24 protein-coding genes and 1 tRNA gene are annotated in these 25,874 nt (G+C 70.1%); 12 read left to right on the forward strand and 13 right to left on the reverse strand.

Going from position 1 to position 25,874, the window contains the following annotated elements; translation table 11 throughout:
* Positions 1–129: 129 nt before the first annotated feature.
* The 3 genes from rpiB to ACFQ27_RS15125 all read right to left on the reverse strand — a co-directional run bounded on the left by rpiB (position 130) and on the right by ACFQ27_RS15125 (position 1,370).
* Complete coding sequence (gene rpiB / locus ACFQ27_RS15115) at positions 130–573, reverse strand: ribose 5-phosphate isomerase B (RefSeq protein ID WP_377354172.1); 444 nt, start codon at positions 571–573, stop codon at positions 130–132.
* 133 nt (positions 574–706) lie between these two features.
* Positions 707–782 (reverse strand) — tRNA-Ala (locus tag ACFQ27_RS15120).
* Between the two features lie 126 nt (positions 783–908).
* Positions 909–1,370 carry a TIGR02300 family protein gene (locus ACFQ27_RS15125; RefSeq protein ID WP_374345862.1) on the reverse strand — a complete coding sequence of 154 codons (462 nt, stop codon included), beginning with the start codon at positions 1,368–1,370 and terminating at the stop codon, positions 909–911.
* 110 nt (positions 1,371–1,480) lie between these two features.
* Here ACFQ27_RS15125 and aroA point away from each other — a divergent pair, with 110 nt between their 5' ends.
* From aroA to mscL, 5 genes are all read left to right on the forward strand, one after another.
* The gene (aroA, locus tag ACFQ27_RS15130; protein ID WP_377354173.1) at positions 1,481–2,812 is read left to right on the forward strand and encodes a 3-phosphoshikimate 1-carboxyvinyltransferase; all 1,332 of its coding nucleotides are present in this window, start codon (positions 1,481–1,483) and stop codon (positions 2,810–2,812) included.
* Complete coding sequence (gene cmk / locus ACFQ27_RS15135) at positions 2,809–3,459, forward strand: (d)CMP kinase (RefSeq protein ID WP_377354174.1); 651 nt, start codon at positions 2,809–2,811, stop codon at positions 3,457–3,459. The genes aroA and cmk overlap by 4 nt, the downstream gene beginning before the upstream one ends.
* Before the next feature lie 155 nt (positions 3,460–3,614).
* A complete protein-coding gene (gene rpsA / locus ACFQ27_RS15140) occupies positions 3,615–5,324 on the forward strand; it encodes a 30S ribosomal protein S1 (protein ID WP_374345865.1) in 1,710 nt (569 codons plus the stop codon).
* A gap of 205 nt (positions 5,325–5,529) precedes the next feature.
* Entirely contained in the window at positions 5,530–5,814 is a 285-nt protein-coding gene (locus ACFQ27_RS15145; RefSeq protein ID WP_374345867.1) for an integration host factor subunit beta, read from the forward strand.
* A 77-nt stretch (positions 5,815–5,891) separates the two neighbouring features.
* The gene (gene mscL, locus ACFQ27_RS15150) at positions 5,892–6,308 is read left to right on the forward strand and encodes a large-conductance mechanosensitive channel protein MscL (RefSeq protein ID WP_374345868.1); all 417 of its coding nucleotides are present in this window, start codon (positions 5,892–5,894) and stop codon (positions 6,306–6,308) included.
* Between the two features lie 7 nt (positions 6,309–6,315).
* Here mscL and ACFQ27_RS15155 read toward each other — a convergent pair whose 3' ends face one another.
* On the reverse strand, positions 6,316–6,708 hold the full coding sequence (locus tag ACFQ27_RS15155; protein WP_377354175.1) for a DUF1801 domain-containing protein: 393 nt from the start codon (positions 6,706–6,708) through the stop codon (positions 6,316–6,318).
* Between the two features lie 63 nt (positions 6,709–6,771).
* Between ACFQ27_RS15155 and ACFQ27_RS15160 the strand changes: the two genes are divergently transcribed.
* The 5 genes from ACFQ27_RS15160 to ACFQ27_RS15180 are packed head-to-tail and all read left to right on the forward strand — an operon-like array spanning position 6,772 to position 11,790.
* The gene (locus tag ACFQ27_RS15160) at positions 6,772–7,416 is read left to right on the forward strand and encodes a phosphoribosylanthranilate isomerase (RefSeq protein WP_377354176.1); all 645 of its coding nucleotides are present in this window, start codon (positions 6,772–6,774) and stop codon (positions 7,414–7,416) included.
* Positions 7,417–7,452: 36 nt separating this feature from the next.
* Positions 7,453–8,676: a tryptophan synthase subunit beta gene (gene trpB / locus ACFQ27_RS15165; RefSeq protein WP_377354177.1), complete on the forward strand. Its 1,224-nt coding sequence runs from the start codon at positions 7,453–7,455 to the stop codon at positions 8,674–8,676.
* Complete coding sequence (gene trpA, locus ACFQ27_RS15170) at positions 8,673–9,506, forward strand: tryptophan synthase subunit alpha (protein WP_374345872.1); 834 nt, start codon at positions 8,673–8,675, stop codon at positions 9,504–9,506. The genes trpB and trpA overlap by 4 nt, the downstream gene beginning before the upstream one ends.
* A 4-nt stretch (positions 9,507–9,510) precedes the next feature.
* Positions 9,511–10,434 carry an acetyl-CoA carboxylase, carboxyltransferase subunit beta gene (gene accD / locus ACFQ27_RS15175; protein ID WP_374345873.1) on the forward strand — a complete coding sequence of 308 codons (924 nt, stop codon included), beginning with the start codon at positions 9,511–9,513 and terminating at the stop codon, positions 10,432–10,434.
* A gap of 36 nt (positions 10,435–10,470) precedes the next feature.
* Positions 10,471–11,790 carry a bifunctional folylpolyglutamate synthase/dihydrofolate synthase gene (locus ACFQ27_RS15180; RefSeq protein ID WP_374345874.1) on the forward strand — a complete coding sequence of 440 codons (1,320 nt, stop codon included), beginning with the start codon at positions 10,471–10,473 and terminating at the stop codon, positions 11,788–11,790.
* 178 nt (positions 11,791–11,968) lie between these two features.
* On the opposite strand, the gene trxA is transcribed toward ACFQ27_RS15180, so the two are convergent.
* The 6 genes from trxA to tsaE all read right to left on the reverse strand — a co-directional run bounded on the left by trxA (position 11,969) and on the right by tsaE (position 21,056).
* Complete coding sequence (gene trxA, locus ACFQ27_RS15185; RefSeq protein ID WP_374345875.1) at positions 11,969–12,292, reverse strand: thioredoxin; 324 nt, start codon at positions 12,290–12,292, stop codon at positions 11,969–11,971.
* 81 nt (positions 12,293–12,373) lie between these two features.
* Entirely contained in the window at positions 12,374–15,820 is a 3,447-nt protein-coding gene (gene addA / locus ACFQ27_RS15190) for a double-strand break repair helicase AddA (RefSeq protein ID WP_377354178.1), read from the reverse strand.
* Positions 15,817–18,807, reverse strand: coding sequence for a double-strand break repair protein AddB (addB, locus tag ACFQ27_RS15195; protein ID WP_377354179.1), 2,991 nt, complete (start codon positions 18,805–18,807; stop codon positions 15,817–15,819). Before addB ends, addA begins: the two co-directional genes overlap by 4 nt.
* Positions 18,804–19,517 (reverse strand): nucleotidyltransferase family protein, encoded by a 714-nt coding sequence (locus ACFQ27_RS15200; RefSeq protein WP_377354180.1) that lies wholly within the window; start codon positions 19,515–19,517, stop codon positions 18,804–18,806. Before ACFQ27_RS15200 ends, addB begins: the two co-directional genes overlap by 4 nt.
* Positions 19,514–20,605, reverse strand: a complete 1,092-nt coding sequence (gene amgK / locus ACFQ27_RS15205) for an N-acetylmuramate/N-acetylglucosamine kinase AmgK (RefSeq protein ID WP_377354181.1) — start codon at positions 20,603–20,605, stop codon at positions 19,514–19,516. Before amgK ends, ACFQ27_RS15200 begins: the two co-directional genes overlap by 4 nt.
* Positions 20,595–21,056 carry a tRNA (adenosine(37)-N6)-threonylcarbamoyltransferase complex ATPase subunit type 1 TsaE gene (tsaE, locus tag ACFQ27_RS15210; protein ID WP_377354182.1) on the reverse strand — a complete coding sequence of 154 codons (462 nt, stop codon included), beginning with the start codon at positions 21,054–21,056 and terminating at the stop codon, positions 20,595–20,597. Before tsaE ends, amgK begins: the two co-directional genes overlap by 11 nt.
* Before the next feature lie 92 nt (positions 21,057–21,148).
* Here tsaE and zapE point away from each other — a divergent pair, with 92 nt between their 5' ends.
* Entirely contained in the window at positions 21,149–22,261 is a 1,113-nt protein-coding gene (gene zapE / locus ACFQ27_RS15215) for a cell division protein ZapE (RefSeq protein ID WP_377354183.1), read from the forward strand.
* Between the two features lie 148 nt (positions 22,262–22,409).
* On the opposite strand, the gene ACFQ27_RS15220 is transcribed toward zapE, so the two are convergent.
* Positions 22,410–23,555: an MFS transporter gene (locus tag ACFQ27_RS15220; protein WP_377354185.1), complete on the reverse strand. Its 1,146-nt coding sequence runs from the start codon at positions 23,553–23,555 to the stop codon at positions 22,410–22,412.
* Positions 23,556–23,625: 70 nt separating this feature from the next.
* Positions 23,626–24,285 carry a glutathione S-transferase family protein gene (locus tag ACFQ27_RS15225; RefSeq protein WP_374345883.1) on the reverse strand — a complete coding sequence of 220 codons (660 nt, stop codon included), beginning with the start codon at positions 24,283–24,285 and terminating at the stop codon, positions 23,626–23,628.
* Between the two features lie 82 nt (positions 24,286–24,367).
* Between ACFQ27_RS15225 and ACFQ27_RS15230 the strand changes: the two genes are divergently transcribed.
* Positions 24,368–24,871 carry a winged helix-turn-helix transcriptional regulator gene (locus ACFQ27_RS15230; RefSeq protein ID WP_374345884.1) on the forward strand — a complete coding sequence of 168 codons (504 nt, stop codon included), beginning with the start codon at positions 24,368–24,370 and terminating at the stop codon, positions 24,869–24,871.
* On the opposite strand, the gene ACFQ27_RS15235 is transcribed toward ACFQ27_RS15230, so the two are convergent.
* A complete protein-coding gene (locus ACFQ27_RS15235; protein ID WP_374345885.1) occupies positions 24,858–25,742 on the reverse strand; it encodes a LysR family transcriptional regulator in 885 nt (294 codons plus the stop codon). The two genes, ACFQ27_RS15230 and ACFQ27_RS15235, sit on opposite strands and share 14 nt — an antisense overlap.
* Positions 25,743–25,874: the final 132 nt, after the last annotated feature.

A 25,874-nucleotide genomic window follows, 5' to 3' on the forward strand; every position in this document is an offset into this window, starting at 1 on the left:
AGCTGTCACGAAGTGACTGAGGGGGCCGACGCGCAGCGGCGGTTGCTGGGTCAGCTACCGCTTGCTTTCGCAAGCCGCCCCCTCCGGCCCTCTGGGCCACCTCCCCCAGAGGGGGAGGACCTAGGGGCGTCAGGCTTCCAGGGCCTTGATCATGTCGACGCGGGGGGCGTGGCGGCCGCCTTCGAACTCGGCGGAGACGAAGGCGTCGACGATGTCGAGGGCCAGGCCCTCGCCGACGACGCGGGCGCCGATCGACAGCATGTTGGCGTCGTTGTGCTGGCGGATCATCCGGGCCGAGAAGGTGTCGGAGCAGACCCCGCAGCGGATCCCCTTGATCTTGTTGGCGGCCATCATGATCCCCTGGCCGGTGCCGCACAGGATGATCCCGAACCGGGCCTCGCCCGCCGCCACCCTGCGGGCCGCGGCCTCGCCCTGATGCGGATAGGGGACGCTCTCGGGCGTCGTGGGGCCGATGTCGTCGACCTCGAAGCCCTTGGCCGCCAGGTGCGCGGCGACGGCCTGGCGCAGGGCGATGGCGGCGTGGTCGCTGGCGAGGACGATGCGGTCGGTCATGGCGAAGGTCCTGGGGGAAGGTGCTTGGGGGGGAGGAAGTCGGCGACCTCTTGGCGCAGGGGCTGCCGGTTCGTCAAACCCAAAGCGCAGCCCGGAAAAGGTGAAGGCCCGCAGGGTGTCCTGCGGGCCTCCATGGTGGAGCTAAGGAGAGTCGAACTCCTGACCTCTTGAATGCCATTCAAGCGCTCTACCAACTGAGCTATAGCCCCGAGGTCTCGGGTCTTCGGTGTTTGGGGTGGAACCCCCCGCCCCGAAGAGGCGCGGAACCTAGTCCGACAGTTTCAGGGGATCAAGCCCGCTCAGAAAATTTTTCGAGCGGGCTCGACTGACCCTGATCAACGGTCGTCGTCGTCACCCTCGCCGGGCAGGCCGTCGATCTCGGTATCGTCGAAATCGTCGTCCTCGTCCTCTTCCAGGAACGGCACATCGGCGTCGTCTTCCAGGTCTTCTTCGTCTTCCTGGAAGCCGGCCAGTTCGTCCTCGGGCGCGCCGGGTTCGGCGTCGTCATCGTCGTCACCGGCGAGGATCGGCTCGTCGATCGCCGCGTCGATTTCCGGCGTGACGGCCTCGTCCTCTTCTTCCTCGTCGGCCTCAGCCGGGTTGCGGACCTGATCTTCGCGCTCGTCATCCATGTCGACGGGCGAGACCCGGGCGCGGACGCGACGGGTCCGGACGGCTTCGTCCGGATCGAACTCGGTCGCGCACTTGGGGCAGACGGCGGGACGACGGGTGAGGTCGTAGAACTTCGCCTGGCAGTTGGGGCAGATTTGCTTTGCGCCCAGTTCGGGATTGGCCAAGTTGGGGGCCTCTGAAGCAGGGTTGGGAATTGAAGCGGGCTCACTTGCCACGGGCGGGCGGCGCTGTCAAAAGCAAAGCCCCTCGTGAAAACAGCAAGCTTGGTATTCCCATGACGTCGGCTGGACTGACCGCGCAACGCGGCGGCCCGCTGCGGGGTCGCGTGCGCGCCCCTGGCGACAAATCCGTTTCCCACCGCGCCCTGATTTTCGGCGCCCTGGCCCGAGGGACCACTGAGGTGGAGGGTCTGCTGGAGGGCGAGGACGTCCTGCGCTCCGCGGCGGCCATGCGCGCTTTTGGCGCAACCGTCGAACGCCTGGGCGAAGGCCGCTGGAGGGTCGAGGGCAAGGGCGGCTTCGAGGAGCCCGCCGACGTCATCGACTGCGGCAACGCCGGCACCGGCGTGCGCCTGATCATGGGCGCGGCCGCGGGCTTTGATCTCGCCGCCACCTTCACCGGCGACGCCTCCCTGCGCGGGCGGCCGATGAACCGGGTGCTGAACCCGTTGAAGGAAATGGGGGCTGTGGTGCTGGGCCGCTCCGGCGGGCGGCTGCCGCTGACCCTGCAGGGCGGCAAGCTGAAGACCATCAGCTATCGCCTGCCCATGGCCTCGGCCCAGGTGAAGTCGGCGGTGCTGCTGGCGGGGCTGAACACGGCCGGCGGCGCCCAGGTGATCGAGCCCGAGCCCACCCGCGACCACACCGAGCGGATGCTGCGCGGCTTCGGGGCCGAGGTGGTGGTGGAAGATCGCGACGACGGCCGCTGGATCTCCCTGGCCGGCGGCCAGAGCCTGACCGGGACCAAGATCCGGGTGCCTGGGGATCCGTCCTCGGCGGCCTTCCCGATCGTGGCGGCCCTGATCACCCCGGGCTCCGAGGTGACGGTGGAAGGGGTGCTGCTGAATGAGCTGCGCACCGGCCTGTTCACGACGCTCAAGGAGATGGGCGCCGACCTGACCCTGTCCAATGTGCGGATCGAGAGCGGCGAGGAGGTCGGCGACCTGACCGCCCGGCATTCGCAGCTGAAGGGCGTGGAGGTGCCGCCGGAGCGCGCGCCCTCCATGATCGACGAGTATCCGATCCTGGCGGTGGCGGCGGCCTTTGCGACCGGCGCGACCTATATGCGCGGCATCGGCGAGATGCGGGTCAAGGAAAGCGACCGGATCGCCCTGATGGCGGCGGGCCTGGCGGCCAGCGGCGTCGGCGTCGAGGAGGAGCCGGAGGCCCTGACCGTGGTCGGGACCGGTGCAGGCAACCACCCGGTCAAGGGCGGGGCGCGGGTGGTGACCAAGGGCGATCACCGGATCGCCATGTCGCACCTGGTCATGGGGCTGGCCAGCGACGCCCCCATGAGCGTCGACGAGCCCGGGATGATCGCGACCTCCTTCCCCGGCTTCGTGGAGCTGATGACCGGCCTGGGCGCCCAGCTGGGAGCGGAGGCTTGAGCGGCTTCGTCATCGCCGTCGACGGCCCTGCGGCGTCGGGCAAGGGCACCATCGCCACCCGCCTGGCTCAGACCTACGACCTCGCCATGCTGGATACCGGCCTGCTCTACCGGGCCGTGGGCGTGCTGCTGGCCCGCCATGGCGGGGACTTCGATGACGTGGAGGCCGCCACCCGCGTGGCCCGCGAGCTGACCGCCGACATGCTGACGGACCCCGCCTTCCGCACCCGGGAGGCCGGCGAGGCCGCCAGCCGGGTGGCGGTCCATCCGCCGGTCCGGTTGGCCCTGCGCGAGATGCAGCAGGACTTCGCCCGTCGCCCGGATGGCGCGGTGATCGATGGGCGCGACATCGGCACGGTGATCGCGCCGGAGGCCCCGGCCAAGCTGTACGTCACCGCCCGCCCGGAAGTCCGCGCCGAGCGCCGGTTCAAGCAGTTGAGGGGCCAGGGCGAGGCCGTCACCTTCGAGGATATCCTGGAGGACATCCGCAAGCGCGACGAACGCGACGGCGGCCGGGCCGACAGCCCGATGATCCAGGCCCCCGACGCCGTCTTGCTGGACACCAGCGAAATGACTATAGAGCAGGCCACCGATGCGGCCCGCCGTATCGTCGAGGCGGCGCGCGCCCGCTGGGAAGCATCCCGGTAAGGCAAATCCAAACGCGCCCTTTCCTCGGCCACCGCGGGAAATTCACCGGCGCAGACCACCGCGCCATCGGTCGCAACCCTTAACCCGACGCAGGGACTCCGTCCGACCGCCAAGGCGCTCGGGCCCTTACGTCATTTGAAGAACGAAAGAACAGAATGGCTGACGATTTGAGCCTCAACCCCTCGCGCGACGACTTCGCCGCGCTGCTCGACCAATCCATGGGCGGGCGCGATTTCATGGAAGGCTCCGTGGTTCACGGCGCCGTCGTGGGCATCGAAAAGGACTTCGCCATCATCGACGTCGGTCTGAAGACCGAAGGCCGCGTCTCCCTGAAGGAGTTCGGCCTGGGCGAAGACGGCAAGCCGACCCTGAAGGTGGGCGACACCGTCGAGGTGTTCCTGGAGCGCGTTGAAAACGCCATGGGCGAAGCGGTCATCAGCCGCGACAAGGCCCGCCGCGAGGAAGCCTGGACCCGTCTGGAAGGCGTCTACGAGCGCAACGAGCCCGTCATGGGCGCCATCGTCGGCCGCGTGAAGGGCGGCTTCACCGTGGATCTGGGCGGCGCCTCGGCGTTCCTGCCGGGTTCGCAGGTCGACATCCGCCCGGTGCGTGACGTCGGCCCGCTGATGGGCCGCGAGCAGCCGTTCGCGATCCTGAAGATGGACCGTCCGCGCGGCAATATCGTCGTCTCCCGCCGCGCCATCCTGGAAGAAGCCCGCGCTGAACAGCGCACCGAGCTGGTCAGCCAGCTGCAGGAAGGCGAAATCCGCGAAGGCGTCGTCAAGAACATCACCGACTACGGTGCGTTCGTGGACCTGGGCGGCATCGACGGCCTGCTGCACGTCACCGACATGAGCTGGAAGCGCGTCAACCACCCGAGCCAGGTGCTCGCGGTCGGCGACACGGTGAAGGTCCAGATCGTGAAGATCAATCCGGACACCCAGCGCATCTCGCTCGGCATGAAGCAGCTGCAGTCCGACCCTTGGGACGGCGTGGAAGCCAAGTATCCGGTGGGCGCGAAGTTCACCGGCCGGATCACCAACATCACCGACTACGGCGCCTTCGTGGAGCTGGAGCCGGGCGTCGAGGGCCTGGTCCACGTCTCGGAAATGTCCTGGACCAAGAAGAACGTCCACCCCGGCAAGATCGTCTCGACCTCGCAGGAAGTCGACGTGGTGGTGCTGGACGTCGATCCGTCCAAGCGTCGCGTGTCGCTCGGCCTGAAGCAGGCCATGGACAATCCGTGGGACGCCTTCCTGGCCGCGCACCCGATCGGTTCGACCGTCGAGGGCGAAGTCAAGAACGCCACCGAGTTCGGCCTGTTCATCGGTCTGGAAAACGACATCGACGGCATGGTGCACCTGTCGGACCTGGACTGGGCCGCGCCGGGCGAAGAAGCCATCGCGCGCTACCACAAGGGCGAGATGGTCAAGGCCCGCGTGCTGGACGTCGACGTGGAGAAGGAACGTATCTCCCTCGGCATCAAGCAACTGGCCGGCGACCCGATGGCTGGCGACAGCTTCCGCAAGGGCCAGACCGTCACCGTCACCGTCACCGAGGTCACCTCGGGCGGTATCGAGGTGAAGTTCGGCGAGGACGACGCCCCGATGAGCGCCTTCGTGCGCAAGTCGGACCTGTCGCGCGATCGCGCCGACCAGCGCCCCGAGCGCTTCGCCGTGGGTGACCGCGTCGACGCTCAGGTGACCAATGTCGACAAGGCCGCGCGCCGCGTCTCCGTCTCCATCAAGGCCCTGGAAATGGCCGAGGAGAAGGAAGCCATCGAGCAGTTCGGGTCCTCGGACTCCGGCGCCTCGCTCGGCGACATCCTGGGCGCCGCCCTGCGCGAGAAGGCTCAGAAGGAATAGTCATGGATACGGGCGCTTCGGCGCCCAATCCGGGACTGCGTGGCCCCGTCCGGTTCGTCCGGGCGGGGCTTCGTCGTTTCGAATACCCAGTTTGTTGCTTCGCTTGCGACCCCCGATAGAGTGAATCTTTAGGGAACCCTTTTCCCGCCTTGATCATCCCATCGGACTCGACCATGTTCCGACCGCCGCAAGACCGGAACAGGGTATGATCAAGTCGGAACTCATCGCCAAACTCGCCGAAGAGAATCCGCACCTCACGCAGCGCGACATCGAGCGCGTGGTCGGGGTGATCCTCGAGCGCATGATCCAGGCCCTGGAGACCGGCGGCCGCGTCGAGCTGCGCGGCTTCGGCGCGCTTTCGGTCCGCTCCCGCGACGCCCGCGCCGGCCGTAACCCGCGCACCGGCGAGTCGGTGGACGTCCGCGCCAAGCACGTGCCCTTCTTCAAGAGCGGCAAGGAACTGCGCGAGCGGCTCAACGCCGACGAATAGCCCCATCCTGGGCGAGCGCGCGGATTGACCCGATCCGCGCCTGACGACACCTTCGGCCTTCGAATCTCGGAGGTCCCATGGGTATATTCAGCGAATTCCGCGAGTTCATCGCGCGCGGCAACGTCATCGACCTGGCGGTCGGCGTGATCGTCGGCGCGGCGTTCAACAACATCACCAAGAGCCTTGTCGACCAGGTGATCATGCCGCCCATCGGCATGCTGACCGGCGGGGTGGACTTCTCCGACCTTCAGGTCGTGCTGCGCCCGGACGACGCCGCGACCAAGGTCGATGAGCTGGTCTCGATCCAATATGGCGCGTTCCTGAACACCGTGATCCAGTTCATGATCGTGGCCTGGGTGGTGTTCCTGCTGGTCAAGGCGGTCAACAGCCTGCGCCGCACCGAGGCGGAAAAGCCGGCCGAAGCCGCGCCCGCCGCGCCGACCCCGCAGGAAGTCCTGCTGACCGAAATCCGGGACCTGCTGAAGGCGAAGTAAGCGGGGCTCAGGAGAGCCGCGCCCGCATATCCGCATAGGCCGCTTCGATCAGGGCCTCGATGGCGGGCTCGTCTACGGGCTGGCCCCAGCGCAGCTTGACGTGGCGCATGCGCTTGCCTGAGCCTTCGAGCAGGCCCGCGGGGTCGGGAAGGGCCGCGCCCTGGAAGAAGCCGATGGCGGCGTGCCTGGAATAGGCCGCCACATAGGCGAAGGCCGCCTCGCCGACGCAGGCCGTGGGCGCGTGGTCATGCATCAGTTCAAGCACGTCTGGACCAAGCCCGCGCAGGCGCTCGAACCAGGGGCTGACCAGGAGCCGGAGCGGGTCGCCAGAGCCCGCGAACCAGGCCTCCACCCCCGTGTCGCGGCGGACCGCGCCTGGAAACCGCATCAGATCGTCCATGCGCAAAGCTTGGTCCCGGGGCGGTTGCTTGTCGAGCGGGCCCGAACTCCTTAAGTCCGGCCCATGAACGTCACGGCCAAGATCTGCGGTCTGTCCACGCCCGAGGCGGTGTCCGCCGCCCTGGACGGCGGGGCGAGCCATATCGGCTTCATCTTCTTTGCCAAGAGCCCGCGCAATATCGACCCCGAAGCGGCCGCCCGGCTAGCCGCGCCGGCCCGGACGAAGAACGTCAAGGTCTGCGCCGTGACCGTCGATCCGGACGATGAATTCCTCGACCGGCTGGTCGCGGCCCTTTCGCCAGACATTGTCCAGCTGCACGGCAAGGAGACCCCGGCACGCACCCACGCGATCTCCCAGCGCACCGGTCGCGGCGTGGTCAAGGTGATCCCGGTCTCGGACGCCTCCGATATCGCCCAGGCGAGCGCCTATGAGCCCATCGTCGAGCACCTGATGTTCGAGACCAAGCCGCCCAAGGACGCCGAGATGCCGGGCGGGCTGGGCCACAGCTTTGACTGGAACCTGATGGGCGGCCACCGGTTCGCGCGGCCCTGGTTCCTGGCCGGCGGGCTTGATCCCTGGAACGTGGCCGAGGCCGTGCGCCAGTCCGGGGCCCCCATCGTGGACGTTTCCTCTGGCGTGGAACGCGGTCCGGGCTTAAAGGACCCGGCCTTGATCACGGCGTTTCTTGAAGCCGTCCGCCGCGCCTGAGCGTATCGCCCCGAGACACAGTCCCGAGTGAGCCCCGTGAACGCCCCCGTCCAAGCCCCCAACGATTACTCCGCCTATCCCGACGCCCATGGCCGGTTCGGGGACTATGGCGGCCAATACGTCCCCGAAACCCTGATGCCCCTGGTCCATGAGCTGAACGCGGCCTACCGCGCGGCCAAGGCGGACCCGAGCTTCCAGGCCGAGCTGGACGGTTTCCTGACGAACTATGTGGGCCGGCCGAGCCCGCTCTATTTCGCCGAGCGCCTGACCCAGCACTATGGCGGCGCCAAGATCTATCTGAAGCGCGAGGAGCTGAATCACACCGGCTCCCACAAGATCAACAACTGCATGGGCCAGATCCTCTTGGCCCGCCGCATGGGCAAGACCCGGATCATCGCCGAGACCGGCGCCGGCCAGCACGGTGTGGCCACCGCCACCGTCTGCGCCCGCTTCGGCCTGCCCTGCGTGGTCTATATGGGCGCCGTCGACGTCGAGCGGCAGAAGCCCAACGTGTTCCGCATGAACCTCCTGGGCGCCCAGGTGGAGCCGGTGACCTCCGGCTCGGCGACGCTCAAGGACGCCATGAACGAGGCCCTCCGCGACTGGGTCACCAACGTCCACGACACCTATTATCTGATCGGCTCGGCCGCGGGCATGCACCCCTACCCGGAGATGGTCCGCGACTTCCAGTCGGTGATCGGCCGCGAGGTGCGCGAGCAGGTGATGGTCGTCGAAGGCCGGCTGCCGGACGCCGTGGTCGCCTGCGTGGGCGGCGGCTCCAACGCCATCGGCATCTTCCACCCGTTCCTCAACGACGAGGGCGTCAAGCTGTTCGGCGTCGAGGCCGCGGGCCAGGGGATCGACAGCGGCTATCATGCCGCGGCGATCAATGGCGGCCGTCCGGGCGTCCTGCACGGCAACATGACCTACCTGCTGCAAAGCCAGGAAGGCCAGATCACCGAGGCCCACTCCATCTCCGCCGGCCTGGACTATCCGGGCATCGGGCCGGAGCACGCCTGGCTGCACGATGTGGGCCGGGCCACCTACCTGACCGCCACCGACGCCGACTCGCTGGAGGCCTTCCAGCTCCTGGCCGAGCTCGAGGGCATCCTGCCGGCCATCGAATCCGCCCACGCCCTCGCCCGCCTGGACGAGGTGGTGAAGGCGGTCGGCAAGGACGGCATCGTGGTGGTGAATCTTTCCGGCCGCGGCGACAAGGACGTCGCCACCGTGGCCGCCCATCTTGGACGGACGATTTGACCAAGGCTCGTATCGACGCGCGGTTCGCCGCCCTGAAGGCTGAGGGCCGCGCGGCCTTTGTCTCCTATGTGATGGCCGGCGATCCGGATCGCGAGACCGCGCTTGCGATCCTGAAGGGCCTGCCAGGCGCGGGCGCCGACCTGATCGAGGTGGGCTTCCCCTTCTCCGACCCCATGGCGGAGGGCCCGCCCATCCAGCGCGCCGCCCAGCGGGCTCTGGCCAAGGGCATGACCCTTGCAGGAACCCTGGAGCTGATTTCCGAGTTCCGGAAGGGCGACCAGGAGACTCCGATCATCCTCATGGGCTACGCCAATCCGCTGGTGACCTGGGGCTATGAAGCCTTCGCCCGCGACGCCGCCGCGGCGGGCGTCGACGGCCTGATCGTGGTCGACATCCCGCCGGAGGAAGCCGATCCCCTGGCCGACGCGCTCGACGCCAACGGCCTGTCCCTGATCCGCCTGGCGACCCCGACCTCGGACGACGAGCGCCTGAAGGTGATCGCGCGCCGGACCTCCGGCTTTGTTTATTATGTCTCCGTCGCCGGGGTGACCGGCGTGAAGGAGGCTGACGCCGCCGCCGTCGCGCCCAATGTGGAGCGGGTGCGCAAGGTCTCCGGCCTGCCGGTGGCCGTGGGCTTCGGCATCAAGACCCCGGAACGGGCCGCGGCCATCGCCCGGGTGGCTGACGCCGCCGTGGTGGGTTCGGCCCTGGTGGACGTCGTGGCTGACGCCCTGGCCGCCAACGAAAGCGTGACCGACCAGGTGCTTTCCAAAGTTCAATCCTTGGCCCAGGCTGTGCGTTCTGCGCGAGTCGAAAGCCTCACGGTGTAAGACCATGGCGATGGCTGAACAGCGAAACGACAAGTCCGGCAAGGGGGGCGCCCCCCAGACCCCGCGCGAGCGCGGCGGCTGGCTGGCCAAGATCGCACCCGGCGTGCGCAATCTGGTCGCCAAGCGCGAGACCCCGGAGAACCTCTGGGTCAAGTGCCCCGACACCGGCGAGATGATCTATCGCCCGGACCTGGAGACCGCCCTGTGGGTGACCCCGTCCGGCCATCATATGCGGATCGGCGCCGCTCAGCGCCTGCGCTACACCTTCGATGACGGCAAGTACGAGAAGATCTCGGCCCCGACCGTGGTCGACGATCCGCTCAAGTTCCCGGACGACAAGCCCTATATCGACCGCCTGAAGGCCGCCCGGAAGTCGAGCGGCGAACAGGACGCCATGGCCATCGGCTACGGCAAGATCCAGGGCCAGCCGGCGGTGGTCGTGGTCCAGGACTTCAACTTCATGGGCGGTTCGCTCGGCATGGGCGCCGGCGAGATCTTCATCGCCGCGGCCAAGGAAGCCGTGAAGCGCAAGGTCCCGTTCGTGATCTTCACCGCCTCTGGTGGCGCGCGCATGCAGGAGGGGACCCTGTCCCTGATGCAGATGGCCCGCACGACCCTGGCCCTGAACGAGGTCAAGGACGCGGGCCTGCCCTACATCGTGGTGATGACCGACCCGACGACGGGTGGGGTCTCGGCCTCCTACGCCATGCTGGGCGACATCCATATCGCCGAGCCGAACGCCATGATCGCGTTCTCCGGCCGCCGGGTGATCGAACAGACCCTGCGCGAGGTGCTGCCCCCTGGCTTCCAGCGCGCCGAGTTCCTGATGGAGCGCGGCATGGTGGACATGGTGGTGGCCCGTTCGGACCTTCCCAAGACGCTCGGGTCGATCCTTCAGACCCTGACCATGAAGCGCAAGGCGGCCTGACCTTCCAGGCGTCCTCTCCGGCCCCCGGTACCTTCGATGTATGACGAGATCCGCGCCCTGGACGCGCTGGTCGCGGAGTTGCGCGACCGCTATCCCAGCCTCATCGACCTGAGCACGGGCCGTATCGAGGGGCTGCTGGAGAAGCTGGGCCGGCCCCAGGACCGGCTGCCGCCGGTGATCCACGTGGCGGGCACGAACGGCAAGGGCTCCACCACCGCCTATCTGCGCGCCATCGCCGAGGCCGCCGGCCTGAAGGTCCATGTCCTGACCTCGCCGCACCTGGTGCGCTTCGCAGAGCGCATCCGCCTGGCCGGCGAGCTGGTCTCCGAGGCCGAGCTGCGGGTGCTGATCGAGCGGATGATCGCGGTGAACGGCGACGACGCCATCAGCTTCAACGAGATGCTGACCGCCATGGCCATCGAGGCCTTCGCCGGCGTCCCCGCCGACCTGGCGGTGATCGAGGTGGGCTTGGGCGGCCGGTTCGATTCCACAAATGTCTTCCCCCAGCCGGCGGTCAGCGTCATCACGCCGGTGGACTATGACCACCTGGAGATGCTGGGGCCGGAGCTGTCCAAGATCGCCTGGGAAAAGGCCGGGATCATCAAGGCCGGCCGCCCCGTGGTGGTCGCCCGCCAGATGGAAGAGGCTCTGGAGGTCATCGAGCGCGAGGCCGAGATGCTGGATGCGCCCATGACCCTGATGGGCCGCGACTTCGACGCCTGGGAGGAGAACGGTCGCCTGCTGATCCAAGCCACGGACCGGCTGATGGACCTGCCGGCGCCGGCCCTGTTCGGCGCGCACCAGTTCGCCAACGCCGCGGTGTCGGTGATGGCGGCGATCACCCTGGGCGATCCACGCATCACCGAGGATGCGCTGGCCAAGGGCGTGGCTTCCGCGGAATGGCCTGCGCGCTTCCAGCGCCTGACCACCGGCCCGCTGGGCGAGATGGCGGCCAAGGCCGGCGCGGACCTCTGGCTGGACGGCGGGCACAATCCCCATGCGGGCCGGGCCTTGGCTGAGACCTGCGCCAAGATGGCGGCGCGGGATGGCCGGCCGCTGACCCTGATTGTCGCCATGTATGGCCGCAAGGACGCGGTGGGCTTCTTCGCGCCCTTCGCCGAACTCGGCCCCCGCGTGCTGACCACCAGCTTCCACTCGCCCAATGCGGCGAGCGCGGCGGAGATCGCCCAGGCCGCACGGACGGCGGGCCTGGCGGCGGACGAGGTTTCGGATGTGACGGAAGCGGTGCGCCTGGCGCTGAGCGCCCCGGGGCCCGCGCCCCGGGTGCTGATCTGCGGCGGGCTGCACTTCGCCGGCGAGGTCCTGGCCCTGAGCCCAGAGACCTGGCCGACCTAAGCCTGACCCCGCTGATCTCCGCTGAGGATAAACTCCACGGACTATTCGAGCGGCCTCGGGCCCGACCTCAACTAGGATTGGCGAGGTCTGCTCCATCCATTCCCTTCTCCCGCAAGGGGAGAAGGAACGTTCTTCCAGCTTGGATCCCCGCCTGCGCGGGGATGGAGCGGAGGGGGTCTTACAGACCCGCCTCGTTGAGCCATTCCACGATCTTCTGCTTCGGCATGGCGCCGACCTTCATGGAGGCCATCTGGCCGTCCTTGAACAGCATCATGGTCGGGATGCCGCGCACGCCGTAGCGCGACGGGGTGGTGGGGCTGTCTTCGATGTTCAGCTTGGCCACGACAACTTTGTCGCCCAGCTCGGCGGCGATCTGTTCGAGGGCCGGGGCGATCTGCTTGCAGGGGCCGCACCATTCGGCCCAGAAGTCGACCAGCACGGGCTTGCTGGACTTGAGGACGTCCTGGTCGAAGGACTCGTCGGTGATCGCGACAGTGCTCATGGAAAGCTCCTGATGGCCGCCCTGACGGACGCGGGCGGCGAAGAATCGTCTTCCGCCATATGGGCGGGCTTGATCATCCTATCAACCGGACTTGGCGAGGCTGGCAAGGGATTGCGCCAGGAGTAATTCTGGGATCGGCATCAGCTTCGGCCCGTCGGTCCAGACCAGGGCCGCCTCGACCGGTCGGTCGGGGAAGACCTCGGCCAGCACCGCCGCATAGAGCGCCATCTGGCGCAGATAGGCGGGGTCGGCGTCGTGGATGCTGTTCGGCGAGGGCCGGTTGGTCTTGAAATCCGCCACCAGCACCCGGTCGGGCAGCACCACCAGCCGGTCGAGCCGGCCGGAGATCGACAGGCCGGGCGGCAGGCGGCTCGCCCCGCCGGCGATGGCGACCTCGGGCCGGGAGCCTGGGCCGAACACCTCGGCGAACTGGGCGTCGTTCAGCACCCCAAAGGCGGCCTCGATCATCTCAGCGGCCTGGTCGGTGGTGAGATCCGGCTCGCGGGCCAGCATGCGACGGGCCGAGGCCTCGCGGACCTCGGGCGCCAGGTCGGGCAGCACCTGCAGCAGCCGGTGGATCAGCTCGCCGCGCCGGAAGCGGCCGAGACCGCGGGTGCGGGCCAGGGGCGAGGCGGTGGGGGCGACGGCGCCTTCCCCCAGGTCGGAGGGCGAGGCGTAGCGGGCGAAGGCGTCGGGGCGGGCGGCTTCGCGGCTCCAGACGGGCGGGGCGGTCTCGGCGACGCCGCCCTCGATCAGCCGCAAGGTGCGGGCCGGGTCCGGCCCGTAGCGCTGGAACTCAAAGCCGGCCTGGTTCACCAGGCGGACATTGGGGGCGATGGCGGGGTCGGCGAAGGCGTCGTTCAGGGCCCGCCACCAGCCCTGCAGGTTCTCCGGCTTGGTGCGGGCGTTGATGCGGCCGCACAGCACCAGCCGGTCGCGGGCGCGGGTCAGGGCCACATAGAGCAGGCGCAGGGACTCCTCGTCCTCCTTCTGCTGACGCCGGCCCCAGGCGGCCGCGGCGGCCGGGCCGCAGGCGGTGGAGGACCGCGCCCACAGGAACCCGCCGTGCTCCGTCTCCACCAGGGGCGAGCCGCGGGCCCCACGCATCAGGGTGGTCTCGGGCAGGAAGACGATGGGCGCCTCGAGCCCCTTGGAGCCGTGGGCGGTCATCACCCGCACCTCGTCGCGGCCGGCCTCGAGCTCGCGCTTGACGGTGATGTCCAGGCTGACCAGGGCGGCGGCCAGGCTTTCGAGGTCCTGGACCCCGCGGGCCTCGGCGGCCAGGGTCTGGGCCAGGAACTCGTCCAGGGCGTCCTCGGCCTCCGCCCCCAGGCGGCGCAGCAGGCGGGCCTTCTGGCTGGACCCCTTGGTGTCGTGGGCGCCCAGCAGGTGGGAGTAGAACTCGAAGGGCCGGCGGCGCGCCTCGTCCAGGGCGAGTTGCAGGAAGGTGAGCGCGTCCCGCCATTCCGCCCGTTCCCCGGCGCGGGCGGCCAGCCGGCTCCACAGGGGCTCGCGGTCCCGGCCGTGGGCCAGGGCGTAGAGGCTGTCGTCGTCGAGGTCGCAGAACGGGCTCTTGAGCAGGGCCGCCAGGGTCAGGTCGTCATTGGGGAACTGGACGAAGCGGGCGAGCGCCAGCAGGTCGTCGAACAGGATGTGCTCGGACAGGGCCAGGCGGTCGGCGCCGGCCACAGGGATCTTGTTGTGCTTCAGAGCCCGCAGGATCTCCTCGAACAGGGCGCCGCGACGGCGGACCAGGATCAGCACGTCACCGGCCGTGGCGGCGCGCGGCTTGCCGGTCTCCTTGTCGAGCACGGCGTCGCCGCGGGCGATGAGGGCGGCGATCTCGCCGGCGATCCGCTCGGCCAGGCGGCGGTTGGCGGAGACCTCGCTGGCTTCGTCGAGGGGCGCGTCCCAGGCGGTGCGCTCGTCGCTGGGGGCCTCCACCTCCAGGGGCCAGAGGTCGATGCAGCCCTGGTCGGTGCGCTTGGCCTCGTGGCGGATGGGCTCGGGCTCCGCGCCGGCCGTGCGGGGCAGGATGGCGGCGGCCCGCTCCGGCGCGGCGAAGGCGGCGTCCACAAAGCTGAGCACTTCGGGCGTCGAGCGCCAGGAGGCCAACAGGTCCACCCGCTCGAAGCGCTGACCGGCGCCCTCGGCGCGGACGCGGTGGTGCTCGAACTCCTGGATCAGGATTTCCGGCGCGGCGCCCTGGAAGGAGTAGATCGACTGCTTCTCGTCGCCGACCACGAACATGTTGCGGGTCAGGCCGCCCTTGGTGGGCATGCCCTCGCCCGAGAAGAACTCCCCGGCCAGGGCGCGGACGATGGCCCACTGGTCGGGGGCGGTGTCCTGGGCCTCGTCCACCAGCATGTGGGCGACGCCGCCGTCGAGCTTGTAGAGCACCCAGGCGGCCTGGGGCGCATCGGCGGTGAGCTCGCGGGTCTTCTCGATGAGGTCGGCGAAGTCGAGGCCGCCCACGGCCTGCTTCTCGATCTCATAGGCGGCCAGGTAGGCGGCGGCCAGGACCAGGGCGTAGGCGGTGTCGGTCGCGGTCTCGGCGCTGGCGGCGGTCTCGCGGGCGGCGAGCAGGGCGTCCTGGGCGGCGATCAGGCCCTCGGACAGGTGCGGTCGGGCCTTCAGCACGGCGGCCTTGCCGGTCCAGGCGGCGGCGGTTCCGGCCTTGGTGAACAGGGCCTCCCAGGCCGCCTCGAAGCTGGGGGCCGCGGCCAGGGCGGCGAGCCTGGCGGCGTTCTTCTGGTCGGTGGCCGAGCCGCCGGCCAGCACGCCGGCGGCCTCGCGCAGGAGGCTCGCGTCGAGGCGGTTGGCGGCTTCGGTGAGCAGACTCTCGGGGTCGACCGGCTGGGAGAAGCCGCAGGTGCGCCAGGCGTGGGTGATCGCGCCTTCCAGCCCGCCTGTGGCGTCCAGGTGGGCCTTCAGCTTGCCACGCGAGGTCTCGAAGGCGGCGAACATGGCGTGGAAGGCGCGGAAGTCGAGGGCCACCGAGAACCGCGCATAGGCGTCGGCCACGCCGGGATGACCGGCCAGGGCCAGGCGGGCCACGGCCTTGCGGGCCGCGTCGGCCACGGCGGCGGCCGCGGCGTCGTCCATCACCCGGAACCCCGGCGAGACCCCGGCCTCCAGCGGGAATCGCCGCAGCAGCTTTTCGCAGAAGGCGTGGATGGTCTGGATCTTCAGCCCGCCGGGGGTCTCCAGAGCGCGGGCGAACAGGGCGCGGGCGGCGGACAGCCGGGTGGTATCATAGACGCCGTCGCCCTCCAGGTCGGCCAGCTCCTTGGCGAGCCGCTCATCGTCCAGCACTGACCATTTGCCCAAGAGGCCGAACAGGCGCCGCTGCATCTCGGCGGCGGCGGCCTTGGTGTAGGTGACGCACAGGATGGTCTCGGGCTCGGCGCCGGCCAACAGCAGGCGGGCGACCCGGTCAATCAGGGTCTTGGTCTTGCCCGAGCCGGCGTTGGCGGTGACGAAGACCGACAGGCCGGGATCGGCGGCGAGGCGCTGGGGGTCGCTCATTCGCCCTCTCCGTCCTCGCCCGAGGCGCGCCACTCGAACACCCGGGCCAGGTGGTCGTAGTCGCTGACATAGGCCTTCACGAACTGAGGCGCGGTGCGCGAGCGGTAGGGCTGGGCCGGGTCGTCATAGCGGGCGATCAACTCAGCCAGGCCCTCCAGGGCCTTGAAGGCGGCGTCCTCGCTCTCAGGTCCGGCGGCGGCGCGGACCTCGACGCGACCGGCGGGCTTGCGGCCGGTCACCTCCACATAGGTCAGGTCGCCGGGACTGGCGGGGCCGACAGCCCGGAAGCCGCCCTTGGCCAGGATGGCGGCGGTGAGGGTCAGCTGGGGCGAGAAGCCGGTCTCCACCTGCTTCTTCGACGGCGCGGCGCCGGTCTTGTAGTCGAGGATATGGCCGAAGCCTGAGGGGTCGCGCTCGATGCGGTCGGCCTTGGCGGTGACGGTGAAGGCGCGATCGCCGACCTTCAGGGTGTGCTCGCCATAGACCTCGACGAACAGGGTGCGGCCGTCGGCGCGACGCTCCCGCTCCAGGTCCATGACCCATTCAGCGGCCTCGCGGGCGAGCGCGCTCTCGCGGGCCAGGGCCTCCTCGGGCATGCCCTCGGCGCGTAGGGCGGCGAGGTATAGGGCCTCGAAGATCGCTGCGCCGTCGTCGGGGACCTCGCGGGGATGGTCCTTGGCGAAGGTCTCGAAGGCGGCGTGGATCGCGGTGCCGCGGGCGCGGGCGTCGATGGCCTCGTCGGGGCGCTGCAGCGGGTAGAGCTTCAGGATGTCGCGGGCCCAGACGGCGTAGGGGTCGCGGGTCAGGGCCTCGACGCGGGTCACCGCCATCTTGCGCGGGCGGTGCTCCAGGGGCGGGACGGGGGCTGGGCGCTTGGCGGGCGCATAGTCGCCGGCGGCGTCCAGGGCGCGGGCCCAGGCGAGCACGTCGGGGCGGCCGGGAATGGCGACGCCGGCGTCCTTGGCCAGGGCCTCCAGCCGCCAGAGCCAGCGGGACTTGATGGCTGGCGCGCCGTCGCGGCGCTCTGTGTGCAGGAGCACCACCTCGGGGGCGCAGGCGGCCTGGGCGAAGTCGTGGGCGGCCAGGCCCACCCGGCGCTCCGGGGGCGGCAGGCCGATCTTGGCGCGCATGGGCCGGGACAGGAACGGATCGATGGGCGCGCCCTTGGGCCAGACGCCCTCTTCCAGGCCGGCGACGATCAGGATGTCGGCGCGGGTCAGGCGGGCCTCGATGGCGCCGAGGATCCGCAGGCGCGGATGGGTGGCGCCGCCGGCCCGCACGGTCTCGCCATCCATCAGCCGCTGGAACAGCTCGGCGAAGGCGCGGGGGCTGGTGTCCGGCAGGCCGTCGGACTCCTCGATCAGCCCGGCCAGCAGGCGGGCCAGGCATTCGCCCTCATGGCCGGACCACAGGGGGCCGGTCCCGCCTTCGGGGCGGGCGCAGAGGGCTTCCAGGGTTTCGGTCAGGGCGCGCGCGGTGGCGGCGGGGCGACCATGGCCCACGGTCAGCAGCGGGGCGAGCGCCGCCTGCAGCCGCTGGAGCAGGTCCAGGGCGGGGGGCTCGCACAGACCCTCCAGCTCTGCCCAGCTGCGCCGGCGGGCGCCGCGCAGGGCCTTGGCCTCCAGGCCGATGCGGTCGACGGCGAGGCTGTCAGGGTCCAGGCCAAGGCGAACGAAGGGATGCTTGAGGACCGCCAGCAAGGCGACCGGATCCAAGGGGTCGACCAACAGGCGGGCGAGCAGGCCGGCCAGCACGCCGGGCGGGGCGCCGCCCAGGGGATAGCCGGCCGAGGAGTCGGCGCAGACGTCCCAGCGGGCCAGCTTGGCCTGCACCCTGCGGGCCAGGGACTGTTCGGGGGCGACGAGGGCGGCGGTGCGGCCGGGAACCTCCAGCGCCTCGCGCAGGAGCAGGGCGGCGACGGCGGCCGCCTCGTCCTCGGTGCGGGCGGTGACCAGGGACAGGCCGCCCAGGCCCTCGGCGATGGGATCTACACCATCCGCCTTGCCCTCGGCGCGCAGGGTCTCGATGGCGTCCAGCCAGTCGGCGGTGGCCTTGGCGGGGCGCAGGGCCTCGTTGATCACCCGCCGACGCCAGCGGCCCTGGGAGTCGTAGAGCTTGGAGCCCGGCCAGGGCGTCACCTGGGCGCGGGTCAGGCTGGCGCGGGTGAGCAGGCGCTTCATGGCGCCCTGCGGATGCTGTTCGTCGACCTCGGCCCAGGCCTTGTCCGCCAGGGCCTCGTCCAGGCCCGGCAGCACCACGGCCCCCTGAGGCGCCTCGGCGATGACCTTCAGGAGCTCGGCGGTGGCCGGCGCGGTGCCGGTGGAGCCGGCGGCGATCAGCACGCCCTTGGGCGGATCGGTCCGCCACTTGTCGGCCAGGGATTGCAGCAGGGCCACGCGGCGCTGGCTCACATCGACCAGGCCCAGCTCACGCAGCCGACGGGGCCAGGCGTCCAGCGCCATTTCCAGGAACTCGCGCGAAACCTTCCAGTGCTCGGCGAGGTCGGCCTCGACCAGTTCGGCCAGGCCCTTGTCGGGGGAAACCTCCTCGATCTGCAGGCTGTCGAGAAAGCCGCCGAGGGCGTCGGCCAGCTCAAGGGCCGCGGGGGCGTCGAGGTCGCGGTTCAGCGCCTTCTCGTGCGCCTTCACCAGGGCGACCAGTTCGAAGCGGCGCTGGAGCGACCCGATGGCCGCGGGCAGGTCGACGGCGAGGTCGCCGGGCTCGAAGGGCGGCTCACCCTCGTCCAGGTCGCCCAGGGGCCGGATCTGCGGCGGCAGGACCGCGCGGCCGCCGCCCGCGGCGACAAAGGCGTCGGCCAGGCTGCGGGCGCCCCGGCGGGTGGGGGTGAGCACCACGGCCTGGGACAGGGCTTCAGGCCCCAGGGGGGTGAGCGCATCGAACAGGCCGCGCGCCAGGTCCTGGACGAAGGGCCGGTGCGCCGGAATCGAGAACCAGCGCGGGGCGGGGCCTGAGAGCAGGGGGCTCACTGGAGGTAGGCTTCGGCGGCCTCCCGCGCGGCGGGGTCGCCGACGTGGAGCCAGAAGGCGTCCATGACGACGCCGAAGATCCGGCCCTCGTCCTGCAGCCGCCACCACAGGGGCAGGATGGAGAAGGCGCCGTCCGGCTGATCGTCCAGGAGCTGCGGCTTCATGATCTGGAAGCCGATATTGGCCAGGGGCGCGGGGTTGGCGTCGTCGGCCATGTGGGTGATGCGGCCGGCCGCGTCCATGCGGAAACCGCGCGGGCCTTCCAGGCCGATCCCCCGCTCGCGCGGCACCAGCAGGACCAGCAGGTCCATGGCCTCTGCGTCCCAGGCGGCCTTCATGGCCTCGAGCGGCGGGGTCTCGCCGCCGACCCACAGGCTGTCGATATTGGCGACCAGGATCGGGTCCTCGCCCAACAGGTGGCGGGCCGCCTTGATGCCGCCGCCGGAGTCCAGCAGGGCCGGGCGTTCGTCGGAAATGATGACCTTGGGCGCGGTGGTCCGCTTCGCCAGATGGGCCTCCATCATGTCGGCGAAGTGGTGGACGTTGACGATGGCGGTCTCGATCCCGGCCTCGGCCAGCCGGTCCAGCACATGGTCGATCAGGGCCTTACCGCCGACCTCGACCAAGGCCTTGGGCCGGTCATTGGTCAGGGGCCGCATGCGGCTGCCGATCCCGGCGGCCAGCACCATGGCGGTCTTGATCCGGGTCATGCCCGCGACCCCGCCGGCACATGGGCGTCGAACCAGGCCTTGAGGTCGGCCAGGGACGGGTTGGCCAGGCACAGGTCCAGATAGCCCCAGAGCCTGGGCATGAAGGCCGCATAGCGGGGCTTGCCGTCGCGGGTCACCAGCCGGGCGAAGATGCCGAGGATGCGGCTGATATTGAGGGCGCCCAGGGCATGGTAGTCGGCCAGGAAGGCCTGGCGGTCCAAGTCGGGGCGCAGGGCGAAGTAGCGGTCGAGGGCGGCGGCCTCGCGGTCCGGCGACACATCCCGGCGGGCGTCGTGCAGCAGCATGGACAGGTCCCAGGCCGGGTGGGCGCGCACGGCGTCCTGGAAGTCGAGCATGCCGACCCGGGCCGCGCCGTCGCGGTCGGGCAGCCAGATCAGGTTCTCGGCGTGATAGTCCCGGTGGCAGAAGACGCTCGCGCCCTCTGCGCCGCGGGTGATGATCGGCGCCCAGATGGCGTCCCAGGCGGCGACCGCCTCGGGCGTGAAGTCCAGCTCCGGCTTCAGGCGCGGCAGCCATTCCGGCAGCAGGTCGCCGGCGGTCTTCAGGGCCACGGCGTCATAGTCGAGGAAGGGCCAGGCCAGGCCCTCGTGCTCCAGCACCGGCGGCGGGCTGGCGGCGTGCAGCTGGGCCAGGGCGGCGATAGCGGCGTCGTAGAGCGGGGCCTCGTCCTGACCGTCGGCGATCAGGTTCGCGAACAGGCCGTCGCCCAGGTCTTCCAGCACGGCGAGGCCTGCGCCGGCGTCGTGGGCGATGACGGTCGGGCCAGACAGGCCTTGGGCCTTAAGCCAGGCGGCGACGGTGACGAAGGCCTCGACCCGGCCGGCGGCCAGGCGGGCCAGGGCGTTGTAGCCGGCGGCGCCCCGCTCGGCCGGACCCCAGGCGGGATCGCAAGGGGCGGTCTCGGCGCTGGGCGGCTGGTCCATGAAGATCAGGCTGCCGCCGGCGGCCGGATAGAGCCGTTCATAGGCGCGGGTGGAGGCGTCGCCGGCCAGGGGCTGGCGGCGGGCGTCGGCCAGGCCGTGGCGGGCCAGGAACTCGGCCTTCAGGGCGTCGCGGTCAGAACTCAAGGTCGCGGGTCCTCCAGGCGCCGTGCGGGGTCAGGCGCGCGACGCGGCCGTCTCCGTCGGGGCTGATGACAATGTCGAGCCGGTCGGCGGGCAGCTGGCCCTCCAGGCGTTCCGGCCATTCGATGAGGGCGGCGCCGTCCTCCAGCGCCTCGTCCAGGCCGATCTCATAGGCCTCGTCCGGGCTGGTCAGCCGGTAGAGGTCGAAGTGGGCCAGGGGAAAGTCCGGCCCGTCATAGAACTGGACCAGGGTGAAGGTGGGGCTGGGGACGTCCTCGTCCGGGGTGGTCAGGGCCCGCACCAAGGCCCGGGCCAGGGTCGACTTTCCGGCGCCCAGCGGGCCGGTCAGGCAGATGGCCTCGCCGGCGCGCAGCCGCGACGCCAGGGCCGCGCCCAGGTCTTGAGTCGCCGCCTCGTCGGGCAGGCGCAACAGGACTTCGGGGGCGGACGTCATGGGGGCAACATGCCCTTCGCGGCCGCTTCGGAGCAAGGGGCGCGCGGCGCTGGCCGATTGAGAAATCGGGCCGGGCAGGGTAGGGCGGGGCCATGGCCTCCTCCCTGCTCGCCGCCTACGACGCCCGACTGGCCGCGGGTGTGATCCGTCCCGACCCGGCCCAGGCCGAGGGCCTGAAGGCGCTCGCCCGGTTGGAAGCCGACCTTGAGGGCGCGAAGCCCGGCGGCCTGACCGCCTTCTTCAAGAAGCCCGAGAGCCAGCGCGGGGTCTATCTCTGGGGGCCGGTAGGCCGGGGCAAGTCCATGATCATGGACCTGTTCTTCGAGACCGCGCCGGTGGAGAAGAAACGCCGGGTCCATTTCCATGTGTTCATGGGCGAGATTCACCGGCTGATTGACGCCTGGCGCAAGGGCGACGCCGCGGCGCGCAAGGCCCGCTTCGGCCAGCACAAGGGCGATGATCCGATCCCGCCGGTGGCCGACGTGGTGATCGCGGAAAGCCGGCTGCTGTGCTTCGACGAGTTCCAGGTCACCGACATCGCCGACGCCATGATCCTGGGTCGGCTGTTCGAGGCCCTGTTCGCCCGCGGCCTGACCCTGGTGGCGACCTCGAACCGGGTTCCGGACGCCCTCTACAAGAACGGCATCAACCGCCAGCTGTTCGTCCCATTCATCGAGGTGCTAAAGGGCCGCATGGACGTGGTCAGCGTGGCCGGGGTCCATGACTACCGCCTGGACCGGCTGCGGGCCGCCGGCGTCTGGTTCTCGCCCAACGATCCTGACAATGAGCGCAGCTTCCTGGGGCTTTGGCGCGACATGCTGGGCGACGAGGCCGAGGTCGGCGAGACGGTGGAGGTGCTGGGCCGCAAGATCCACCTGCCCCACGCCTTCGGCGGCATGGTGCGGGCGAGCTTCTCAAGCCTGTGCGCCGTGGCGCTGGGGCCGAACGACTACATCGCCCTGGCCGAGCGGTTCCACACCGTGTTCCTGCAGGACCTGCCCAAGCTCAACGCCTCGCGGCGGGAGGAAGCCCGGCGGTTCGTGACCCTGATCGACGCCCTCTACGAGGCCAAGGCCAAGCTGATCGTCCTGGCCGAGGCCGAGCCGATCCAGCTCTATCCGGAAGGCGACGGGGCGTTCGAGTTCGAACGCACGGCGAGCCGCCTGCAGCAGATGCGGTCGGCGGATTGGCTGGCGGAGGGTTAGTTCTCCCCACCCCGCGCGTCATCCTCCGGTCCTTGCGCGAGCAAGGATCCGGGGGACCCAAGCTGAGTGTCAGGACCGGATCCGCCCGATGGGTCCCCCGGATCGCCCTTCGGGCGCCCGGAGGATGACGTTCAATTGGGGGGTGGGTTCAGGCGCGGGCGTAGTACCGCCGCATCAAGAGCCCCGTCCCCACCGCGCCCAGCACGCCTTGCAGCACCGTCAGCGAGATCGGGGCGCCGAAGGTCAACAGGCCTGCGGCCAGGACAAGGCCCGCGGCGCAGCCGATGTCGAAGCCGCCTTCTGACGCGATATGGAAGCGCAGTTGGCAGGGGGCGGCCTGGGAGAGGTTGTAGACCGCGGTCATGAGGGTCGGGGTGTAGAGCCCGGCCACCAGAGCGCCCAGGGCGTTCGCGGCCAGGAAGATGGCGGGGTGGGCGCCGGGCGTGGCGGCGAGCGCGCGGATGAGGGTTGTTCCGGCGACGGCGGCGAAGGCGATGGGGACGGCGCGGCGACCGTCGCCCGCATCGATGTTGTGGCCGTGGAACAGGCCGATGATCGCGCCGGCCACCGCCGCCAGCGCCAGGGCGCCGCCATAGGCGGTGAAGCTCTCGCCTAAGCCCTGGAACAGGGCGAACTGCCAGGCCCAGTAGAAGCCTGAGGCCAGGAAGCCGTCGGCGGCGAAGAACATGACGCCGGCCCGGGTGGCGGCGAACCCGCCCTCGGCCGTTGCGGGGACCTCGACCTTGGGCGTGCCGAACAGAGGCAGGGCGGCGCCGGCCTGGGCGAGGCCAGCGAAGCCGAAGGCCCACATGGGGCCGAGCGTCGCCAGGGCCCAGCCGCCGACGACCGGGCCGATGACGCCCACGACCTGGGCGGCGGCCTCGCGGACGCTGATGTGCTTGCCCCGGTGCTCGGCGTCGCCGGCCTGGGCGAAATAGGCATGATAGCTGGTCCAATACAAAGTCTCGCCCAGGGACGAGACGGCCAGGGTGGCGACCAGCATCGACCCCATGCCGGAGACCATGGCCAGCATGGGGTATTGGATCGCCGAGGCCAGGCTGCCAGCGATCAGCACGCCGCGCAGGCCGATCCGCTTGCCGAGCGGCAGGACCAGGGGGCGGATCAGGAAGCGGCCCATCAGGATGGCGGCCATGGCCAGCAGGACCTGGGGCAGGGTGAGGCCGGCCTTCAGCAGGTAGACGCCGAAGAACACGCCGCCGAGCGCCATGGCCAGCGAGTGGAGGCCATAGTGCAGATTGAGCAGGTTGACGGTGCGGTTGCCGAGAAAGGCCATCTGATCCCCATGGCCGGTCTCGGCTGTCAGCGGAGCCTAGACGTCTGCCCGACCCGCCTCAATGAGGACCTTAGTCCCGATCGGGCGCGCCCAGGGGGAAGTAGGCCCGATAGGGTCGGGCCTCGTCCACGGCGCGGGCCATGGACGGCCGGGCCAGCAACCGGGCGCGGTAGGCGCGCAGGTTGGCGAAGGCGGCCGGGATCTCGTGGGTCCAGTCGGCGTAGAACAGCGAGGGGGCGGCGGCGCAGTCGGCCAGGCTGAACTGGCCAGCGGCGGCCCATTCGCGGCCCTCCAGCCACTGGTCCAGCCAGCCATAGATCTTGTCCAGCATGGCCTTGGCCTCGGCCACCTCGACGGCGTCGCGGCGCTCGGGCGGGCGCAGGGCGTCGTTCACCACCCGCTGCATCTGGCCCATGACTTGGTTGTCGAAGATGCGGTCCAGCATGCGGACCTCGACCGCGGCGTCAGGATCGGCGGGAATCATGCGGACCGGGCCGGGATAGCGGTTCTGCAGGTGCTCGATGATCGCTGAGCTCTCCATCACCGGCTTGTCGCCGTCGACCAGCAGGGGGAAGCGAGCCACCGGCCACATCTCCGCCAGCCGCTCATAGGCGCCCGCATTGGACGGATCGACATTGGCCAGGGTGAACGGCGTCCCGTTCTCGTAGAGCGGGATCAAGACCTTCCAGGTGTAGGACGAGAAGGGGTGGCCGTAGAGGGTGAGGGACATCTGAACCGATCCTGACTTGCAACCGGTTGTGACCGTACAGGCCTGATCCTAAATTGCAACTGGTTGTTGGCGAGTCGGCAAGATGGAAGAGACGCACCGGTCGGGCTGTCCGATCAATCTGACCCTGGAGGTGGTGGGCGACCGCTGGAGCCTGATCGTCATCCGCGACATGATGTTCGGCAATCGTCGGCATTTCCGCACCCTGCTCACCCAGTCGGAAGAGGGGATCGCGTCGAACATCCTGGCGGATCGGCTGAAGCGCCTGACCGCCAAGGGCCTGCTGACCAAGGTCGATGATCCCAGCCATAAGCAAAAGGCGCTCTACAGCCTGACCGAGGAGGCGATCCAGCTGCTGCCGATCCTGGCCCAGATGGGCGCCTGGGGCCGGCGCTGGCTGCCGGTGACGCCGGAGCTGTCGATCCGCGCCCAGCTGCTGGACGAGGGCGGGCCGAAGCTGTGGGCTGAGCTGATGGACGAGCTGCGGGCCATCCACCTGGGCGCGCCTGCGCCGAAGACCTCGGGCTTCGCCAAGCTGCAGGCCGCCTACGAGGCGGTGGTCGCTGCGGAAGCCGCTAAGAGGCCCTGAGGCTCTCCACCAGGTCGCGGGCGAAAGGGCGCAGGGCGTCGAGGTTCCGCACCACGAGCGTGAGATCCCGAACCGCCCAGTCATCAGTCAGTTCGACCACGGACAGACCGACCGTGCCCGCGACGCGCTGGGCGGTGGTGTGGGGCACGACGCCGACGCCGACGCCCGCCTCCACCAGCCGGCAGACGGCGTCGAAGCTGCGCAGCTGCACCCGCAGGATCAGGCTGCGGCCAAGCCGCGCGGCCTTGGCGGCGAGAAACCGTTGCAGGGCGCTGGAGCGGTCCAGGCCCACGAAGTCGAAGGCCAGCACCTCGGCGAAGTCCACCGGCCCGCGCCCCGCCAGGGGATGGCTGGGCGGCGTCACCACCACGAAGCGGTCAGAGCGGAAGGGATAGGTCTCCAGCGGCCCCACATCGACCGTGCCGGCGACGATGCCGATATCGGCCACCCCTTCGGCGATCAGGCCGACGATCTCGTCGCTGAGCCGCTCCTCCAGGTCGATGCGGACATTGGGGTGCTCGGCGAGAAAGCCGGACAGGGCCTCGGGCAGGAATTCGGTGGAAGCGTTGGTGTTGGCCAGGATCCGCACTTCGCCGGAGACGCCCTTCGTATAAGCGTCCAGGTCCTCGCGCAGGCGCGCGGCCTGTTCCAGCATGGCCCGGGCGTGCTTGACCAGGGTGCGGCCGGCGGCGGTGGGCGTGACGCCGCCGCGGCTGCGGACCAGCAGGGCCGAGCCGATCTCCTCCTCCATGCCGCGGATGCGGGCCGAGGCGGCGGCTAGGGCAAGGCGGCTGCGCTCGGCGCCATGGGTGATGGAGCCGGCCTCCACCACGTCGCTGAACAGCCTCAGATCGGTCAGGTCGAAGCGCATCTTCGTCTCTCGCGAAGGGACCATACAGGAAATGCGCATTGTCATGGCGTTTTCCAGGCCTCAGGTTTCGCCTGGGGCGAAGTGTGGCCCGTTGCGGTCTCCGTAACGGCGCCTGCAAGCCCTTCGTTGACA

The sequence above is a fragment of the Phenylobacterium conjunctum genome, assembly GCF_042679085.1.
GTDB lineage: Bacteria > Pseudomonadota > Alphaproteobacteria > Caulobacterales > Caulobacteraceae > Phenylobacterium > Phenylobacterium conjunctum.

Excerpts from the sequence above, each read along its gene's own strand:
- rpiB (WP_377354172.1), bottom strand. The coding sequence starts at position 573 with ATGACCGACCGCATCGTCCTCGCCAGCGACCACGCCGCCATCGCCCTG.
- aroA (WP_377354173.1), top strand. The coding sequence starts at position 1,481 with ATGACGTCGGCTGGACTGACCGCGCAACGCGGCGGCCCGCTGCGGGGT.
- rpsA (WP_374345865.1), top strand. The coding sequence starts at position 3,615 with ATGGCTGACGATTTGAGCCTCAACCCCTCGCGCGACGACTTCGCCGCG.
- ACFQ27_RS15145 (WP_374345867.1), top strand. The coding sequence starts at position 5,530 with ATGATCAAGTCGGAACTCATCGCCAAACTCGCCGAAGAGAATCCGCAC.
- mscL (WP_374345868.1), top strand. The coding sequence starts at position 5,892 with ATGGGTATATTCAGCGAATTCCGCGAGTTCATCGCGCGCGGCAACGTC.
- ACFQ27_RS15155 (WP_377354175.1), bottom strand. The coding sequence starts at position 6,708 with ATGGACGATCTGATGCGGTTTCCAGGCGCGGTCCGCCGCGACACGGGG.
- ACFQ27_RS15160 (WP_377354176.1), top strand. The coding sequence starts at position 6,772 with ATGAACGTCACGGCCAAGATCTGCGGTCTGTCCACGCCCGAGGCGGTG.
- accD (WP_374345873.1), top strand. The coding sequence starts at position 9,511 with ATGGCGATGGCTGAACAGCGAAACGACAAGTCCGGCAAGGGGGGCGCC.
- ACFQ27_RS15180 (WP_374345874.1), top strand. The coding sequence starts at position 10,471 with ATGTATGACGAGATCCGCGCCCTGGACGCGCTGGTCGCGGAGTTGCGC.
- trxA (WP_374345875.1), bottom strand. The coding sequence starts at position 12,292 with ATGAGCACTGTCGCGATCACCGACGAGTCCTTCGACCAGGACGTCCTC.
- addA (WP_377354178.1), bottom strand. The coding sequence starts at position 15,820 with ATGAGCGACCCCCAGCGCCTCGCCGCCGATCCCGGCCTGTCGGTCTTC.
- ACFQ27_RS15200 (WP_377354180.1), bottom strand. The coding sequence starts at position 19,517 with ATGACCCGGATCAAGACCGCCATGGTGCTGGCCGCCGGGATCGGCAGC.
- tsaE (WP_377354182.1), bottom strand. The coding sequence starts at position 21,056 with ATGACGTCCGCCCCCGAAGTCCTGTTGCGCCTGCCCGACGAGGCGGCG.
- zapE (WP_377354183.1), top strand. The coding sequence starts at position 21,149 with ATGGCCTCCTCCCTGCTCGCCGCCTACGACGCCCGACTGGCCGCGGGT.
- ACFQ27_RS15220 (WP_377354185.1), bottom strand. The coding sequence starts at position 23,555 with ATGGCCTTTCTCGGCAACCGCACCGTCAACCTGCTCAATCTGCACTAT.
- ACFQ27_RS15225 (WP_374345883.1), bottom strand. The coding sequence starts at position 24,285 with ATGTCCCTCACCCTCTACGGCCACCCCTTCTCGTCCTACACCTGGAAG.
- ACFQ27_RS15230 (WP_374345884.1), top strand. The coding sequence starts at position 24,368 with ATGGAAGAGACGCACCGGTCGGGCTGTCCGATCAATCTGACCCTGGAG.
- ACFQ27_RS15235 (WP_374345885.1), bottom strand. The coding sequence starts at position 25,742 with ATGCGCTTCGACCTGACCGATCTGAGGCTGTTCAGCGACGTGGTGGAG.